Annotated in this window: 14 protein-coding genes and 2 tRNA genes; 7 read left to right on the top strand and 9 right to left on the bottom strand. The window is 55.1% G+C overall.

Annotated features, from left to right (window positions below; genetic code table 11):
- Positions 1–68: 68 nt before the first annotated feature.
- From ACTCIA_RS02880 to ACTCIA_RS02870, 3 genes are all read left to right on the top strand, one after another.
- A tRNA-Val gene (locus tag ACTCIA_RS02880) sits at positions 69–144 on the top strand.
- A 31-nt stretch (positions 145–175) separates the two neighbouring features.
- Positions 176–253 (top strand) — tRNA-Asp (locus ACTCIA_RS02875).
- A gap of 82 nt (positions 254–335) precedes the next feature.
- Positions 336–1199, top strand: a complete 864-nt coding sequence (locus ACTCIA_RS02870) for a hypothetical protein (protein ID WP_463000302.1) — start codon at positions 336–338, stop codon at positions 1197–1199.
- A gap of 177 nt (positions 1200–1376) precedes the next feature.
- On the opposite strand, the gene ACTCIA_RS02865 is transcribed toward ACTCIA_RS02870, so the two are convergent.
- The 4 genes from ACTCIA_RS02865 to serS are packed head-to-tail and all read right to left on the bottom strand — an operon-like array spanning position 1377 to position 6801.
- Complete coding sequence (locus ACTCIA_RS02865) at positions 1377–2156, bottom strand: tetratricopeptide repeat protein (protein ID WP_463000301.1); 780 nt, start codon at positions 2154–2156, stop codon at positions 1377–1379.
- A gap of 45 nt (positions 2157–2201) precedes the next feature.
- Positions 2202–4022 (bottom strand): hypothetical protein, encoded by a 1821-nt coding sequence (locus tag ACTCIA_RS02860; RefSeq protein WP_463000300.1) that lies wholly within the window; start codon positions 4020–4022, stop codon positions 2202–2204.
- Between the two features lie 5 nt (positions 4023–4027).
- Positions 4028–5530, bottom strand: a complete 1503-nt coding sequence (thrC, locus tag ACTCIA_RS02855; RefSeq protein ID WP_463000299.1) for a threonine synthase — start codon at positions 5528–5530, stop codon at positions 4028–4030.
- Positions 5527–6801 carry a serine--tRNA ligase gene (gene serS / locus ACTCIA_RS02850; RefSeq protein WP_463000298.1) on the bottom strand — a complete coding sequence of 425 codons (1275 nt, stop codon included), beginning with the start codon at positions 6799–6801 and terminating at the stop codon, positions 5527–5529. Before serS ends, thrC begins: the two co-directional genes overlap by 4 nt.
- Positions 6802–6961: 160 nt before the next feature.
- Here serS and ACTCIA_RS02845 point away from each other — a divergent pair, with 160 nt between their 5' ends.
- Genes ACTCIA_RS02845 through ACTCIA_RS02835 form a run of 3 tightly spaced genes read left to right on the top strand, consistent with a single transcriptional unit; the run spans position 6962 to position 10310 of the window.
- Positions 6962–7552 carry a 5-formyltetrahydrofolate cyclo-ligase gene (locus tag ACTCIA_RS02845; protein ID WP_463000297.1) on the top strand — a complete coding sequence of 197 codons (591 nt, stop codon included), beginning with the start codon at positions 6962–6964 and terminating at the stop codon, positions 7550–7552.
- Positions 7553–7558: 6 nt separating this feature from the next.
- Complete coding sequence (gene der, locus ACTCIA_RS02840; protein WP_463000296.1) at positions 7559–8914, top strand: ribosome biogenesis GTPase Der; 1356 nt, start codon at positions 7559–7561, stop codon at positions 8912–8914.
- A gap of 31 nt (positions 8915–8945) precedes the next feature.
- The gene (locus ACTCIA_RS02835) at positions 8946–10310 is read left to right on the top strand and encodes a replication-associated recombination protein A (RefSeq protein WP_463000295.1); all 1365 of its coding nucleotides are present in this window, start codon (positions 8946–8948) and stop codon (positions 10308–10310) included.
- Positions 10311–10365: 55 nt separating this feature from the next.
- Here ACTCIA_RS02835 and ACTCIA_RS02830 read toward each other — a convergent pair whose 3' ends face one another.
- The 5 genes from ACTCIA_RS02830 to ACTCIA_RS02810 all read right to left on the bottom strand — a co-directional run bounded on the left by ACTCIA_RS02830 (position 10366) and on the right by ACTCIA_RS02810 (position 14560).
- Positions 10366–11142: a YkgJ family cysteine cluster protein gene (locus tag ACTCIA_RS02830; RefSeq protein WP_463000294.1), complete on the bottom strand. Its 777-nt coding sequence runs from the start codon at positions 11140–11142 to the stop codon at positions 10366–10368.
- Positions 11129–11764: a hypothetical protein gene (locus ACTCIA_RS02825; protein ID WP_463000293.1), complete on the bottom strand. Its 636-nt coding sequence runs from the start codon at positions 11762–11764 to the stop codon at positions 11129–11131. The genes ACTCIA_RS02830 and ACTCIA_RS02825 overlap by 14 nt, the downstream gene beginning before the upstream one ends.
- Before the next feature lie 5 nt (positions 11765–11769).
- A complete protein-coding gene (locus ACTCIA_RS02820) occupies positions 11770–12825 on the bottom strand; it encodes a deoxyguanosinetriphosphate triphosphohydrolase (protein ID WP_463000292.1) in 1056 nt (351 codons plus the stop codon).
- 137 nt (positions 12826–12962) lie between these two features.
- The gene (locus ACTCIA_RS02815) at positions 12963–13982 is read right to left on the bottom strand and encodes a tRNA dihydrouridine synthase (protein ID WP_463000291.1); all 1020 of its coding nucleotides are present in this window, start codon (positions 13980–13982) and stop codon (positions 12963–12965) included.
- 167 nt (positions 13983–14149) lie between these two features.
- Positions 14150–14560, bottom strand: a complete 411-nt coding sequence (locus tag ACTCIA_RS02810) for a periplasmic heavy metal sensor (RefSeq protein WP_463000290.1) — start codon at positions 14558–14560, stop codon at positions 14150–14152.
- Positions 14561–14876: 316 nt separating this feature from the next.
- Between ACTCIA_RS02810 and ACTCIA_RS02805 the strand changes: the two genes are divergently transcribed.
- Positions 14877–16673, top strand: coding sequence for an ATP-binding protein (locus tag ACTCIA_RS02805; protein WP_463000289.1), 1797 nt, complete (start codon positions 14877–14879; stop codon positions 16671–16673).
- Position 16674 lies beyond the last annotated feature (1 nt).

Here is a 16674-nt window from a genome sequence, read left to right as displayed (position 1 = left end):
TTTTTTTCAATGACCGGCCGCAGACAGGGGATCTCCGAACCGGAGGCCCGACAGGAACTGGACAAGGGGGGCGGGTAGCTCAGTTGGGAGAGCGACGGCCTTACAAGCCGTAGGTCACAGGTTCGAGCCCTGTTCCGCCTACCATTTCCTGGAAAAAAATGAATTGCCGTTATTCGGGGGCGTAGCTCAGTTTGGTTAGAGCGCCGGCCTGTCACGCCGGAGGTCGCGAGTTCGAGTCTCGTCGCTCCCGCCACAAATCAAAAAAAGGGGTGCTGTTGTCAGCACCCCTTTTTTTGTTTCCCTTACATCGTCTATTTCCGCAAAACGGGGCTTATATGCAGGACATTACCGAAAAACTGGCCCAAGCGGTTTTACAGCAACTGGAAGCCGGAATTGTTTTAAGCAGGGAGGTGATGCATTACCTGGAGTCCATGACCGGGGTATCCACCGCCCGGGATCTGGAACCGGAACTTGAATCCGGGGACGACTCTGAGTTGTGCAGCCTGCTGGAGCTGATTTTTTACCCGGACCGGGAAGGTCAGTGCGCCATAGAGCCTCTGCTTGAGAGGATGGAACCGGCAGAAGACGATATAAACCGGCTGCAGCAGAGCCTTTGTGAAAAAAACATCCACACCCTGCTGATATTTCCGGACAACACCATGACAAAAGCCATACCCGTGCCCCGGGACAGCCTGATGACCTACATCCGGCGCCTGAAGCTGAGCCGGCGCATGGACGATCAGGTTGTCTCTGCCATAAACCAGCATATTGCCGACCGCCGCGACGTCCTGCTGGCCCGTGTGATGCTGAGAAACAGCCGGATGGTATTTTTACCGCAGGTGGTATCGTTTTTGTGCAATTTTTTCCGCATCATGCCGGAAAAGGCGCAGGACTGGAAGGCATCCCTGGAATTGGCCATCCCCCTGCTCGAATCAGCAGCACCGGACACAGATATTTATACCCGGCTCATGGATCAAAAGCGGCATTATGCGGAAATGATCAAAAGGGCGGAAAACGCATCTGAACAATTAAAACAGGTTCCAGTGGAGGCTTTGATCATGCGGGGCACAAGCATTGCCAGCATAGGCGAGGACGAAGCCCGCACCCGGATGGCGCTCATTGACGAAACAGCCCTTTATGTATTCGGCCAAACTGAAATTGATGAATTTCCAGGTCCGCCGCTTATTCTGAACTTTTAGCCACTGATGGCGCCGTAAAAAGTCCAATATCTGCGTTACGCACAATTTCTCAGAATTTCACGTACGGCTAAGTACGCTGCATTCTTTGAAATTGCGCAAGCCTTGATCTTGAACTTTTTACGGCGCCATCTGAAATCTGACTTTTTACGGTACCATCAACCACTGCGTGACCGGTTTTTACCACATATTTCTGACTTCCTCCGCCTTCTGCCGCGCCTGGTCGGCCAGGGCGGAACCATCGGCAATGGCTGCGGCTTTCTTGTAGGCGTCTATGGCCTTGTGGTATTCATGCTTCCGGGTGTAGGCCCGGCCCAGATCCATGCAGATTCTGGCCGACTTTGGCGCGTTTTCTTTTGCCCGCTCCAGATATCGCACAGCCTTGTTTATATCACCGGTGGCCATATACACCTGCCCCAGACCGTGTAACGCTTTGGGAAAGTCATACTCCAGATCCAGGGCCTCGTTGTAATATTTTTCCGCCTTTTCGTATTCGCCGGTCTGGTAATAAATGTAGCCCAGATTGGTCAGCGGGTAAGATGGGGTGGTATAGAGCAGATCGTCTGCCACTTGCTCAAAGCATTCAGCAGCCTTATCCCACTGCTCAAGGGCGATGTAGGCAGCACCGAGATTATTGCGGGCCGGAGAATATTCGGAGCGCAGTTCCAGGGCCCGCTCCAGGTGCGAAACAGCCTTTTCCGGATTCTCCTTTGCCAGATAGGTCAGCCCCAATGCATTGTGAACACGCGGATCATTGGGATTTAAATGTTCGGCTTTCAACAACTCCCGCAATGCCCGGGTATAATTGCCGTCTGCCATATAGGCCTCCCCGAGGTTGCGGGCTGCATCGGCCTGCTGCTTCTTGGCCGTGGAAGCTCCGGTATGGGCACAGGCGCAAAACATGATACTGATACAAACAATCCCGAGCACCTTCACAAACGCCTTTGTTTTTTTTTCCATAGCCAGTTTCTTTCCTTTGCTCTTTTTCCTGGCAGTGATGTGTGGTCAGCGTATCCGGATCACGGAAATATCCTGCTGATCAAAATATGTAAGAAACTCCCGGGCAACCGGTACATCTGAGAGCAGTACCCGTTTTTCCCGGCCCTTATCCCGGCTGCTTACCAAAACTCCGGGCACCTGGAGGGAAATATTGTGAATACGGGGGCGATTGGCTGTCCAGAAAATGGGGTCATGCATGATTTCCAGATTCAATACATCCCCGAGCTGATCCAGAATCGCCGCCGGTTCAGAGCCTGACTGTATCTGCAGTATCCGAAAACCTGTTTTCTCAATGGCTTGAACGGCATCTCCCTGCAGATCTCCGTAATCAATCAGCATTTCTGCATTTTCCCCAAGTGACAGCAGGTTGGCCGTAGCCCGGACCTGAAAGCCGGCATAGGGAAAACAGACCTCAATGTCTTCATGATAAGTGTAGCCGAGCTTTTCCACCAAAAAACGCACCAGCCGGTCCGGACGCCGGGTCTGAACGGCCGGCGGCTCCGGGCGGCGGGCATTGGACGGCTCAGTATCATGGAGAATCCAGCCGGACTTTTCCGGGGTTTCCACCCAATCCCGCACCTTTACAGCCCGGGATTCGAGATAGGCGGATACAGACGCGGGGGTTTTCATCTCCGGATCAGAGAGAATATTTAAATAAATCGTGTCCCGGCCTTCCGACGGCTGATAAATGAACTGGCCCCGCAATACCGTGCTCAACCCTTTATCGTCGATTTCCATCCGGTTTTGATAACCATCGGGGTCCAGCTTTGGTATGAGCTTTTCCAGCAGCCAGGTCAGCGCCGGCTGTCTGGGGACAAACAACACCTCCAGGTTCCGCCAGTAGACCTGGAGCACGGCCTGATCGCCGGGGCTGATCCACTGGCGCCGGGTCAGCAGAAACTTTCTGCCATCAGATAATTCAAGCACCGGTGTTTTTGAAAGATCCAGGGACAAGTCCCTTTCCCCGGATCTGGGGAAAAAATAACGCCCCTGGTTAAAAATGCGCACATCTAAAATTTTCGCCGCCTTGGCCAGTACGGACAAGTCTGCAAACCACTGAACGGAAACCGACGTCCTGCCGGTTTTGGCATCGTTTTGGCTTTCTTCAATGGTATCGGCACTGATATTGGCGGCCCGGCCGGGCATGACGGGGTTATCTTTGTCAGAAGGCGCCGGTCCAGCCGAAGGCCGGGCCTGATCCATCACATCGGAATACCACGGCTTTTTTTTGATTTCCGGATCCGGCAGGCGGATCCGGGCACCGGCCCGCACCTTATCCGGGTCCTTGATTTCCGGGTTCATCATCTTAAACAGGCGCATGCCCCGATTGTAACCGTCTGAGCCATACCGGCCAAAGCGCTCGGATATGAGCCGGGAAATCCAGTCTCCGTATTGAACGGTATAGGGATCGGCAAATTGTTTGAGATTTTCAGACAGGCCGGTGATGGGAATGACCGGGATGGTCACCTGACCGGTCTCCTGGCCTGTCAGGGTCCCTGGCGCGAGGATGCGCAGCGGAATCAGAATCTGCTGATCCGGGTATATCAGGTCCATATCCCGGATACGGGGATTGATCCGCTTGAAAATATCGAGAAATTTCGGAAAATCCTTGTGTGCAATATCTCCCCGCTGCTTCAGAAGCCGGATAACATAATCATCTCTCTGCACCACATAAGGATCACACAGGATCTCCTTGTCCCTGTCCCGTTCCACCACGTAATGCTTCTGGTAAAACACCGCAAGGCTGCTGCCGGGAGCGAAAAACAAAATCACCCCGCAGAGGAGTACCGGCAGCATGCACAAGGCAAACAAACGATGCGGTTTCATCCGGATCACACCTTTTTCAAATCAAGGCGCATGGCAATATCTTCAGCAGTTCTTTGAACAAAATGGGACAAATCGTCTCCGGACAAGGGGCGGCCGGGCCGGGGAACTTTGTCCAGATCTTCAGGACAGACCAACTCCGGCGCATTGACCAGTTCGTCCCTGGGCATGATCCCGTATTCCGCGGGAAAGTTGTTGTCAAAATACATCTGCTGGAAATCGGCAAATTTCAGTGCATGTGCGGTTGAGTCCAGTATTGCGGTTTCGTCCGCGGCAATTTTGCCGCTCTTTTTGGCCGCCACCAGACCCGCCAGACATTCCCCACCGTGGGTGCAGACCACGTGGCCGTTTCGATTGGCCCGCAGCTGCCAGTCCATGATCTGCTGTTCGGTTACCTCCTCCACAAAAACCTTTTGCTGCCCTGCCCGCCTGTTGTATTCGGCCACCAGCCGGATGACCCGGGGCATGGACACGGGGTTTCCGATCATGGCGGCCTGGGCCACGCTGGGCTTGACCTGCACGGGCTCAAAACAGCGCTTTTCCGGATCCGGCTCCAGGTAATACTTGTAAACCGGGTTGGCATGCTCGGACTGGACCCCGATAATCCGCGGCAGATCCTCTATGATGCCCAGATCATGAAATTTGAGAAAGCCGCTCATGATAGCCGTAATGTTTCCGGCATTGCCCACCGGCGCCACCACGGCCTTGCCGGCCATGTCGTATTCAAAGCCCTGGGCGATCTCGTAAGAATAGGATTCCTGACCCAGGATACGCCAGGCATTTTTGGAGTTGAGCAGGGCCACGTTGTAATGCTCGGACAAGTGCTCCACGATTTTCATGCAGTCATCAAAGACCCCGGGCACTTCAAAGACCATTGCCCCGCTGCCCAGGGGCTGGGAAAGCTGCTGGGGGGTGACCCGCTTGTGAGGCAGCAAAACCGCGGACTTGACATCCGGGTGCAGAAACGAGGCATAAAGGGCTGCGGCTGCAGAAGTGTCTCCCGTGGAGGCGCATACCGCCAGTACGTCAGACACATATCCCTGCTGGAGCAGATAGCGGATATAGCTAAGGGCACTGGCCATCCCCCGGTCCTTGAAAGAAGCACTCGGGTTCTGGCCGTCGTTTTTAAAATAAAACCGGATTCCGGCTTTTTTCTGGAGCCGGGCGTTTGCCTCAACAACCGGGGTATGGCCTTCGCCGAGCCAGACTGCGGCACCCAGGGGCAGAACCGGACCGATCAACTCATGATACCGGTAAATGCCGTTTAAGGCGGGGATATTGAGCATCCTGCGGTAATCAAAAATCCGCCGCCACATGGGGCCGGGAATCTTTTTTAACCGCTCAAAATCGGTATCATAGAGCAAAAGCACATGCCCGCAGTCCGGGCAGGTATACAGCAGATGCCGGATGCCGAACTCCTTTTGACAGTTGAGGCATCGATATATCAAATCGCCGCCCGGCCCGGGAATCAGGTAGGGCTGAATGTCTTTGGGAAACTGATCGAGTCTCACAGGGTAATTTTTTCCTTGCCGCCCATATACGGCCGCAGGGCTTCGGGGATCACCACGCTGCCGTCGGCCTGTTGATAATTTTCCAGCAATGCAGCCAGTGTTCGGCCCACCGCCAGTCCGGAACCGTTTAGGGTGTGCACCAGTTCCGTGCCCTTGCGCCCCTTGCGCTTAAACCGGATACCCGCCCGGCGGGCCTGAAACGACTCAAAGTTGCTGCAGGACGAAATTTCCCTGTATTTCTGCTGGGCCGGCATCCAGACCTCGATGTCATAGGTCTTGGCCGATGCAAAGCCCATGTCTCCGGTGCACAGCAGCACCACCCGGTAGGCAAGCCCCAGGGCCTTTAAAACGGATTCAGCGTCTGAAAGCAGCTTTTCCAGCTCATCATAGGAATTTTCCGGGGCCGCAAACTTGACCAGCTCCACTTTATTAAACTGATGCTGCCGGATCAAGCCCCGGGTGTCTTTGCCGTAAGAGCCGGCCTCGGCCCGGAAACACGGGGTAAAGGCCGTGTAATAAACGGGCAGATCGGTTTCGTCAAGGATTTCATCCTGATGGATATTGGTTACAGGCACCTCGGCGGTGGGGATCAGAAAATAATCCCGGCCCTCGAGCTTAAACAAATCCTCTTCAAACTTGGGCAGCTGACCGGTGCAGGTCATGGAGTGGCGGTTGACGATAAACGGCGGCAGCACCTCTTTGTAGCCGTGCTCCAGGGTGTGCAGGCTGAGCATAAACGATATCAGGGCCCGCTCCATCAAGGCCGCATCGCCCATGTAGAGCGGAAACCGGGCCCCGGCAATCTTGGCGGCCCGTTCAAAATCCAGGATTCCCAGGTTCTCCCCCACGGTCCAGTGGGGCAAAGGTTCGAAATCAAACTCCGGCGGCCGGCCCACATGCCGGACCAGGGCGTTGTCATCTTCATCCCGGCCTTCGGGAACACTTTCATGGGGCATATTGGGAATCCGGATCATAATCTCGTTGATCCGGGATTCGTATTCGGCCAGGGACTGTTCGAGGGTCTTGACCCGGGTGCTGACCTCTTTCATCTGGGCAATCTGCTCATCTGCGCTTTGCCCCTGCTTTTTCATGGCCGCGATCTCATCGGAAACCACATTTCTGCGATGGCGCAGTTCCTCGAGTTCAGCCAATATCCGGCGGCGTTTCTCATCAGCGCCGGCAAAAGTTTCCAGATCCGCAGTATCCCCCCTTTTGGAAAGGGCATTGCGGACATCATCCAAATTTTGCCGAACATACTTGATTTCCAGCATAAGATCCCTATATTAAATATTTTAGATAATTCTTGGAGATTTCTTAATGATGGCAAACTTTAATTAATTACCATGACCCTGCCAATTCGTCAATGATTATTGCAAATTGCACGTTTTTAAGCTATGGTGTTTCAGCGGTTACCAGACTTGGAGAATGGTTATGGAAGATGTCAAAGACAAAAAACTGGCCCTTCGCAGAGAAACCCGGGAGCGGATCACTTCTTTAAACAGCCGGGAACTGGTGCAAAAACAGGCCCGGATCGAAGAGCAACTGCTGGAGTTTGCCAATTTCCAGGAATCTGAGATGGTGCTGTTTTATTTGAGCCGGGGCGTGGAAATCGACCTGTCGCGCATCATTGAGGCATGCCCGCGGCTTGGCAAGGAAGTGGTACTGCCGCTGTTTGATCACAAAAAACGCACCGGCTGCCGGCTGTTTAAGATCACCAGCATGGAAACAGAGCTTAAAGCCGCATCCGGACATGAATTTGAACCCGATCCTGACCAGTGCAAGCCGGTTTCCTTTGACAACATCGACATTGCCCTGATTCCGGGCGTCGCCTTTGATGAAAAGGGCGGGCGCCTGGGTGACGGCTCAGGACGGTATGACCGGCTGATTCCCCTTTTGCCCAACACCGCCCGAAAAGTCGGGCTTGCCCTTGAAAGCCAGGTCTATGGGGTGCTGCCCATGGAATCCCATGACAAAGCCGTTGATATTATCATCACTGAAAATCGTATCATTTATAAAATATAGGCTTTCATGAAACCTGTTGTCGCCATTGTAGGCCCTCCCAACGCGGGCAAATCCACGCTGTTCAACCGGCTGACCAAAACCCGCAGCGCCCTTGTTGACGATTTTCCCGGCGTAACCCGGGACCGTCACTACGCTGCTGCATCCTGGAATGATGTGGATTTTGACATTGTGGATACCGGTGGCTTTTTTGCCGCAGACAAGGACGCATTTGCCCAAAAAACCCATGACCAGATCCGCCAGGCCATTGCAGACGCCGATGCCCTGATTCTGCTGTTTGACGGTGCAAACGGCATTTCCGCCTTTGACCGGGACCTGGTGGACCTGGTGCGCGGATTTTCAATCCCTGTTTTTTTTGCGGTCAACAAAATCGATCATCCCGGCCGGGAAGAGCATCTCTACGAGTTTTACGCCCTGGGCGCAGAACCCCTGTATGCCCTGTCCTCTGCTCACGGACACGGGGTTGCCGGACTGCTCGACGACGTGACCGCCGCCCTGCCGGAAACCAAAACAGAAGCGGAAAGCGAGCCGGTCCGCATGGCGGTTGTCGGGCGTCCAAACGTGGGCAAATCATCGCTGATCAACCGGATCATGGGAGAAGACCGGGTTATTGTCAGCGAGCAGGCCGGCACCACCCGGGATTCCATTGACACCCTGTGCCGGGTCAGCGGCCGGCCCTACCTGCTCATTGACACCGCCGGGGTCCGCAGAAAATCCAGGGTCAAACAAAAAATTGAAAAGTATGCCATCATCAAGGCCATGGAAAGCCTGGACCGCTGCGACATCGCCCTGATCATGCTCGATGCGGCCGCCGGCATCACCGAACAGGACGTGCGCATTGCCGGATACGCCTTTGAAAAGGGAAAGGCCTGCATTTTTCTGCTCAACAAGTGGGACCTGGTGGAAAAATCCGACCGGGTTTTCAAGCAGATCAAGGAAGATATCCGCTATCAGGCCAAGTATTTGAGCTTTGCCCCGATTCTGACCATATCCGCGTTAACCGGCCGGCGGGTGCCCAAGATTTTTGAATTCGCGGATGCGGTATACGACCAGTACACCCGCCGCATCGGCACCGGCCCCTTAAACCGGATCATCGAGGCGGCCACCACCCGCACCGAGCCTTCCATGCACCACGGCCGCCGCCTGAAATTCTATTACGCCGCCCAGACCGGCACCCGGCCGCCTACGTTTGTCTGTTTCGTCAATTACCCGGAAGGCGTGCATTTTTCCTACCAGCGCTACCTGATCAACCAGATCCGGGAAGCGGCCGGCCTGGACATGGTGCCCATCCGGCTGTGGCTGCGAAAACGCGGCGAGCAGCGACCACGCAAGGCCCCGAAAAAGAAATCCGTCAAGACAAGATAAACCAACCAAAAATCCGGACGTATGCCCGCATATGTCCGGCAAGGTGTCTGAATTGGACCTGTTTGATTACCAGTCAGAAAAGTCAAACGCGGCCCACCGCCCCCTGGCCGACCGGATGCGCCCCATGGATCTCGATGAGTTCATCGGCCAGCAGCATGCCGTGGGGCCGGGTTCGCTGATTGGAAACGCCATTGAAAACGACCGGATCTTTTCCATGATCCTGTGGGGCCCGCCGGGCACCGGCAAAACCACCCTGGCCCGGATCATGGCGGCCCGGACCCAATGCCATTTCATCCAGTTTTCCGCCGTGTTAACCGGGGTCAGGGATATCCGGGAGGTCATTGACACGGCCCGGAACCAGAAAAAATACCACAACCGCCGCACCCTGCTGTTTGTCGACGAAATCCACCGTTTTAACAAGTCCCAGCAGGACGCGTTTTTGCACCATGTGGAAAGCGGGCTGATCACCCTGATCGGGGCCACAACGGAAAACCCCTCCTTTGAGGTCATCTCAGCGCTGCTTTCGCGCTGCCGGGTCATTGCCCTGGAGCGGCTCTCGGATGAAGAAATCAAAACCCTTGTCATGCGCGCCCTCTCCGATACCAAGCGCGGGCTTGGCGAGACGGGCCTGACAATCACGGATGAGGCTGCAGGCCATATAGCCGCCATTTCGGACGGAGACGGCCGGGCCGCGCTAAATGCGGTTGAAATTGCGGCCATGGACCTGGTGGGCGAAGACGGACAGGAAAGCCCTGTGCAGATCAGCCTGGATCACGTGGAAAAGGCTTTGCAGAGAAAGTCCCTGTCCTATGACAAGGCCGGGGAGGAACACTATAACCTGATTTCCGCATTTCACAAAAGCCTGCGGGGAAGTGATCCGGATGCCGGGCTTTACTGGCTGGCCCGGATGATGGCCGCAGGAGAGGATCCTTTCTACATTGCCCGGCGCATGGTGCGGTTTGCCTCAGAAGACATCGGCAACGCAGATCCCCGGGCCCTGACTGTGAGCATGGATGCCATGGAGGCCTACCGTTTTCTGGGCTCGCCGGAAGGCGATTTGAGCCTGGCCCAGGCTGCCGTGTATCTGGCCACCGCCCCCAAAAGCAACAGCATCTACACCGCATGGGGCGAGGCCAGACAAATGGTGGAAAAAACCGGGTCCCTGCCCGTGCCCCACCATATCCGAAACGCCCCCACAAGGCTGATGAAGGACATGGGCTACGGCCGGGGATACCGCTATGCCCACGACTACAAGGACGCTTTTGCCCCGCAGGACCATCTGCCCGACCAGCTCAAAGACTCCCTGGTTTACCATCCCACGGACCGGGGCGATGAAAAGCTGATCAAACAGCGGCTGGACAAATGGCGGGAGATGAAAAAACAGCAAAAAAAATGACAGCCCGCCCGGGCGGGTTTGGATCCTGCAGCCCGAATACCAGCGCCGGGGCCGGTTATTTTTTCAGCCGCAGCCTTGGGGTCTGGATACCGAATACAGCCAGCTGGATCCAGGCCATGCCCAGGCGCAAAAGCGCCACATCATCGGACTTGATCTTCAGCCGCAGGTCCTGCTTGACATGAAATCGTTTAAAAAAACTGCTTTCCAGCACAAACCGGCGAAACATATCCACATTATAGGCTGCCATAAACGCCATTTTGCCCTTTTGCCCGTCCGGGCCCTCCCCGCCCCAGGGGTCCTGGGAAAAAAGCCGCATCACCTGGGCCCATTCAATGGTCATTTGGTTGTAAAACGCCGCGTTCTGGTCCGCCTCCCATGATTTGGGGGTATGCGTGCGGCCTTCTTTGATGCCGCAGCAGAAATCCGGCGGACGGAGATAATGTATCAGCTTTGGCACGCCTTCCTTGAAATGCAGGGCCTGCTCCACGGGAAAGGCCCGGCAGGTCTGGGGGCGATCCGCATACACCCGGCATCCGGCTTCCGTGAGAAACGGGCAGGTTTTTTCCGCGTTTTCCGCCATGGCCAGCAGCACATGCGGGAAATGGCTGCCCTCGCGCAGCACCACGTGGGTATGGGTGTCAATGAATTCATCAGAGGATATGCCCAGGCTGTTTTTCAGCCGGATCACGTCATAGGGATAGAGATACAGGTTAAGGTTTCTGCAGCACTGATTAAAGCACGGCACCCCGGGATGGCAGTCAAGAGTAAAGGTTTCGTTTTCAGACAACTGGCGGCCGGGAATTTGATCGGGGTCTTGTTCAAGATATCGCATGGATGGGCACCTTGTCGTGGATCAGCATATCCGCCACGGTTTTTTTTGATTTTTCGGAAATTCCGAGTTTCTGTTTCAGGTCCTGTTCCAGCCCGGACATGCGGATGTAAAAGGGGGTCCGATCAAAGCCATGATAGGGCAGATGCCCGCACTGGCTGTCAAAGGCGGCGCATCCGTGATAAAAAACCATCCTCTGCCGCCCGGGCGGCTCCAGTTCGTGGGGAATGCCGTGGAGCCGGCAGATCATGGGCCGAAATGCATAAAGCACGCACCAGCCCTCCCGGTTTAGCGGGCACATCATGCGAAAGGGCGCGTCTGCGCCATTGCTTTGGGCACGCCGGAGCGCGTCTGCATATTGGAGGGCACTTTTTTTGATATCTGCGCGCATGGGCCCGGAAAGCTGCTCAAAACCCTTTCTCAGAAAAATATATTCCAGAAAGGTATGATGATAAAACCGGGTCAGGCAGCAGTTGTCGGCGCATCCGGTGCAGGAAAATCCATACCCGGCAGCAGCCTGATCATACTGCCGGTCCATTTCCGCATAAAGGGATTCAAGCTCTTTGACAACAGAGTCAATGCGCGGGTCTGCAGCCAGGTCTGCTACCGGAATCTGCCGCTCCATATGCATTACACCAGGGGCGTGGGGATAAAAATTTCATTATACAGCCGCAGCACGTAACGGTCGGTCATGCTGGCGATGTAATCGCAGATGATTCTTTCCACTGGCGTGGATTCAAAATAGCCCTCCTCCATTTCCAGACCGGTCATTTTTTCCCTGAGCTGATCCGGGTGATTGAGGAAATAGACATAGAGCTCGGATATGAGTTTTTTGGCCTTGATAAACTCGGCATGCACCGGCTCGGAACGATAAACGTTTTCATAGAGAAACTGGCGCAGCTCGCTCATGGCGGAAAACACCTCTTCTGAAAAAGCCAGTTCCAGATGATCGTCCAACACGCGGCTGGAAAAGATCAAATCCCGGATCATGGTGGTGGCCCGCTGGGCGTGGGTGCCTCCCAGGGTTTTGACACAGGCTGCGGGAATATCATTTTGGCGAACCACCCCGCTTCGCACGGCATCATCGAGATCATGGTTAAGATAGGCGATGATATCGGCAAACCGCACGATCCTGCCCTCAACCGTGGCGGCCATCTTGCCGGGATCGGCCGGAATGATGTCGCCAAACCCCTTGGAGTGCTTGAAAATCCCGTCTCTGACCTCACGGGTCAAATTCAGGCCCCTCCCGTTTCGCTCCAGCACGTCCACCACCCGCAGGCTCTGCTCGCTGTGGTTGAAATCCGTACTGAAAATCTCCTTTAACGCGGTTTCCCCGGAGTGACCAAAAGGGGTATGGCCCAGATCATGGCCCAGGGCCACGGCTTCTGCCAGGTCCTCGTTTAAGCGCATGGCCCGGGAGATGGTGCGGGCCACCTCTGCCACCTCAAGGGTATGGGTGAGCCGGGTGCGGTAGTGATCGCCAAGGGGGGACAAAAACACCTGTGTCTTGTGCTTCAGGCGCCTGAATGCATTGCAGAACACAATCCGGTCCCGGTCCTGCTGAAACACGGTTCTCACCGGGCAGGCCGGCTCGGGCTCCCTTCGCCCGGCAGATTCGGAAGCCTTGACCCCGTAAGGCGAGATAAAGGCGTCCTCCCGCTTTTCAAAATCTTCGCGTATGGTCATATTGCCCGGGTCCCAAAGCATCGCAAGTACCCTAAACAATCAGTATTTAATGATTTTTGGATTCAAAAACAAATAGCCATAATTTGTCGCACATTCGGACCGGTTTGTAAAGAGCCGATAAAGGGCCCGGCCCCGGTTCACTGAAACAGGTTGCGGTTGGGGACACTGCCCCGTGCGGCATCAGATGCGAAAAAAGCGTCGATTTCCCTGCGGGCCGCATCCATATCTTTGGCCCGGCGCACTTTTGAGGAAAACTGGTGGCCGTAGACAAAATTGGCGGCAAAATAAACAATCCATTTGCGAAAGCGCCGCATGGCATTGACCGGCTCATAGTAATGCGCCAGCAGATCCAGCATCCGGTGGGCGCATTCGGGATAAGTCTCTTCGTCAGGCACAAAGCCCCCGGTCCATTGCGCAAAAATCCAGGGCCGGGCCAGGGCCATGCGGCCCAGCGCCACCCCGTGGCAGCCGGTTTTGTCAAGCATGGCCCGGCAGTCTTTTTCCGAAAACACCTCTCCGTTGCCAAATACCGGAATATCCACCGCCTCTTTGACCGCCCGGATATAATCCCATTTCGGCGGTCTGGCGCGCAGATCCGGGGCCACCCGGGGATGAAAGGTCAGCGCGTCTGCGCCTGCATCGGCCAGACGACGCGCCATGTCCACGGCAGGGCCCGGATCATCCTGCCAGCCCGTACGGAATTTTACCATAACCGGGATATCGACCGCCCCGCGCAGAGCAGCCACAATATCAGCGGCCCTGTCCGGCTGCCGCAGCAGGGCCGCGCCCGCACCCTGCTTGCATATGGCGGCCACGCAGCAGCCCATGTTGACATCCACCCCGAAAAACCCCTCGGATTCAATCCGCCGGGCCGCCCGGGCCATTGTATCCGGGTCTGAGCCGAAAATCTGGCAGACCAGGTTTGGCAGTTCAGATGTCCGCCACTGAAATACGGGCGATACCCTGGGATTTTCCTGGGGCAGCGCTTTTGCGCTGCACATCTCGGTAAACATGAGTCCGTATCCCCCGTACCCGGCAGCCAGGTGCCGGAAGGCCACGTGGGTGAGACCGGCCATTGGCGCCATCAGCAGGCGCGAGTCCACCTGCCGGCCGCCGATATGGATGGATCGGCTCAGATCTGCTGTCAGTTGTGTCATTGATTTCCTGTTTTCATGGTTCGTCCCGGTTTTTTGAAGCAGTATACCACGACCGGCATGAAAACATAAGGGGACAATAAATGATAGAATGGCGGGATGGAAAGGAGATAAAAAGATGCCCGGAGCCAAACCGGCTGATTTGGCCCCGGGCAGTGGTTGCAGCCGGCCTACCAGCACCGGCCTCCCCTGTGGTAACCCCGTCCGCCGTAGCCGCGGGTTCCAACAGGTGCATTAATGCCGCGATCCCGGGCCTTTGCCCGGATCTGCTCCCGAATACTGTTCATTTCCTGCTGCAGCCGCGCGGCCTGCTTCGGGTCCGGATTGCTATTGGCCATCAGCGCATGATACTCCCCGCGCTTGCCTGCCAGTTCATTGCGAAGATCCGCGGTTTCATCAAGAAAAGCCCGATGCTGCGGCCCGAAGTTTTGGCTGTTATAACAGGGACCTGCATTTACTCCGGGTCCGTAGCCCTGATTGTAGCCGCCACGGGCGCCGCCCCAGGGCCCGGCAAATGCCACGCCTGCAATCAGACCGACCATTGCCAGCACTGTGAATATGGTAGCTGTCTTTTTCATCATTTTCTTTTCCTCCTTTGGGTTGTTGGGTTTTACAGTTTTTTTCACAAATGATCTGTTTGACAACATAGAAGCAACAGGTGTGCCAGTCTTTTAATAAACACAAAACCATTTGTTTTTTTTATAAAAACAAAGACAGACAAATCAAAAAAACATATTGCCATGGATTTTTCACAAATTTTTGTATATATTTTATACAAATCTGTAAAAAATATACTCACCAGGGGGCAAACAGGCTTTTTGCAAAGATTTAACTAACCGGTATTTTAATATATTTTTGCATTCGCCGCACAGGGCATTAAATTTGCTTTCATAAAATATGACCAACAAAAAGCACATAGGCCTCTACTCTTCCCCCTGGATGATTATCAGTGCGGCAGCCATCCTTCTGGTCATCGTAGTGTCTCTGGCCGTGAGCAACCACAACCGCGAAAAACAATACATGTCCCAGATTCTGCTGGAAAAAGGCGCTGCGCTGATCAAATCCTTTGAAGCCGGCACCAGAACCGGCATGCGGGCCATGGGCTGGAATGAAAACCAGGTTCAGTACCTGCTCCGGGAACTTGCTGATCAGGCTGATGTTCTCTACATTGCGATTACCGATACCAACGGCCGGATCCTTGCCCACAGTGATCCCGAACAGATCAATACCCGGTTTTTCAGCAAAACCGGCGATCAGGAGGTCCCGGATCCGGGAGAATCGGCCAAATGGCGGCTGACTGAAACACAAAACAGAATGCCGGCATTTGAGGTTTACGACTTTTTCAACCCCCTTTCCGGCCGAAATGCAAACCGCCGGCACCTGGGTCACATGCGCCAGTTTTCACCCCGTCCGGGCCGGGCTGAACAAGGCCGGTCCTGGCGCATCCCTGACAATTCTGAAGAAAACAAACAGATCATATTTATCGGATTTGACCGCACCCCGTTTATCAAAGCCCGGCAGCAGGACATAAAAATCACCGCCATAATTTCCTCAATACTTTTAATCCTGGGTTTTACAGGCATGGCCATCATGCTGATTACCCGCAATTACAGGACCACCCGGCAGCGGCTCCAGGATACCAGCGCCATGGCCGATCAGGTGGTGGCAAGCCTTCCCGTGGGCCTGATGGTAACCGACGCCCAGGGCGTTATTGTTTTGCACAACCCGGCAGCCGAATCCATCACCGGCCTGGATGCCGGATCCGTGCGCGGACAAGCTGCAGCCGAGGTTCTGCCGAAAAACCTGGCCCGGCTGATCTGCCGGCAGCAAACAGATGCCCAAATCATGGAGCATGAACTTGAATGTGTTTTTTTGCCTGGGCAAAAGCGAATTCCTTTGAGTGTGAGTTCTACGGGCATCATCAACGAAGACGGCGCCTTTATCGGCAGCATGGTGATTTTACGGGATCTCACCGAAATCAAGGATTTGCAGGAGACCATCCAACGCAAGGAAAAGCTGGCGGCAGTCGGCGAGCTGGCCGCGGGCATCGCCCATGAAATCAGAAATCCCCTGAGTTCGGTCAAAGGCATGGCCACTTATTTCAAAGCCAGGTACGCACAGGACCCGGAAGCACGGGATGCCGCAGCCGTCATGATCCAGGAAACCGACAGGTTAAACCGGGTGATTTCCGAGCTGCTGGAATTTGCCCGCCCCTCGGAAATCAACGCCCGGCCCGCGGACATCAACCCGGTCCTGGACCACTCCCTGCGCCTGGTGCGCCAGGACGCAGCAGAGAAAAACATTGATATCCAGCTTGTCAAAGGCCGGGACCTGCCGGCTGCAGACATTGATTCAGACCGGTTTATCCAGTGTCTTCTCAACCTGTACTTAAACGCCATTCAATCCATGGAAAGCGGCGGCATCCTTAAGGTGACAAGCAGCCACGGCGCAGAGAAAAACATCATCATCCAGGTTCACGACAACGGCCCGGGCATTGCCCGGGCGGATCTGGCAAAAATATTTGATCCGTATTTCACCACCAAGGCTTCAGGTACCGGACTCGGGCTGGCCATTGTTCATAAAATAGTGGAAAGTCACAACGGGCGCATCACTGTTAAAAGCTCCCCTGAGGAAGGCACGGTTTTTACCATCACCCTGCCGGCTTCGGCCAATGCGGAAACAAAAGAGGCATGAC

The sequence above is a fragment of the Desulfosalsimonas sp. genome, from assembly GCF_055149105.1.
The sequence above is the reverse complement of the archived record's forward strand: the minus strand, read 5'-3'. Positions and strand labels throughout refer to the sequence as shown.

What these genes read in the sequence shown, in the direction of transcription:
- ACTCIA_RS02865 (WP_463000301.1), bottom strand. Translation starts at nt 2,156, where the DNA reads ATGGAAAAAAAAACAAAGGCGTTTGTGAAGGTGCTCGGGATTGTTTGT.
- ACTCIA_RS02825 (WP_463000293.1), bottom strand. Translation starts at nt 11,764, where the DNA reads ATGGAGCGGCAGATTCCGGTAGCAGACCTGGCTGCAGACCCGCGCATT.
- ACTCIA_RS02810 (WP_463000290.1), bottom strand. Translation starts at nt 14,560, where the DNA reads ATGATGAAAAAGACAGCTACCATATTCACAGTGCTGGCAATGGTCGGT.
- ACTCIA_RS02830 (WP_463000294.1), bottom strand. Translation starts at nt 11,142, where the DNA reads ATGCGATATCTTGAACAAGACCCCGATCAAATTCCCGGCCGCCAGTTG.
- ACTCIA_RS02815 (WP_463000291.1), bottom strand. Translation starts at nt 13,982, where the DNA reads ATGACACAACTGACAGCAGATCTGAGCCGATCCATCCATATCGGCGGC.
- ACTCIA_RS02835 (WP_463000295.1), top strand. Translation starts at nt 8,946, where the DNA reads ATGTCCGGCAAGGTGTCTGAATTGGACCTGTTTGATTACCAGTCAGAA.
- ACTCIA_RS02820 (WP_463000292.1), bottom strand. Translation starts at nt 12,825, where the DNA reads ATGACCATACGCGAAGATTTTGAAAAGCGGGAGGACGCCTTTATCTCG.
- ACTCIA_RS02805 (WP_463000289.1), top strand. Translation starts at nt 14,877, where the DNA reads ATGACCAACAAAAAGCACATAGGCCTCTACTCTTCCCCCTGGATGATT.
- serS (WP_463000298.1), bottom strand. Translation starts at nt 6,801, where the DNA reads ATGCTGGAAATCAAGTATGTTCGGCAAAATTTGGATGATGTCCGCAAT.
- der (WP_463000296.1), top strand. Translation starts at nt 7,559, where the DNA reads ATGAAACCTGTTGTCGCCATTGTAGGCCCTCCCAACGCGGGCAAATCC.
- ACTCIA_RS02845 (WP_463000297.1), top strand. Translation starts at nt 6,962, where the DNA reads ATGGAAGATGTCAAAGACAAAAAACTGGCCCTTCGCAGAGAAACCCGG.
- ACTCIA_RS02860 (WP_463000300.1), bottom strand. Translation starts at nt 4,022, where the DNA reads ATGAAACCGCATCGTTTGTTTGCCTTGTGCATGCTGCCGGTACTCCTC.
- ACTCIA_RS02870 (WP_463000302.1), top strand. Translation starts at nt 336, where the DNA reads ATGCAGGACATTACCGAAAAACTGGCCCAAGCGGTTTTACAGCAACTG.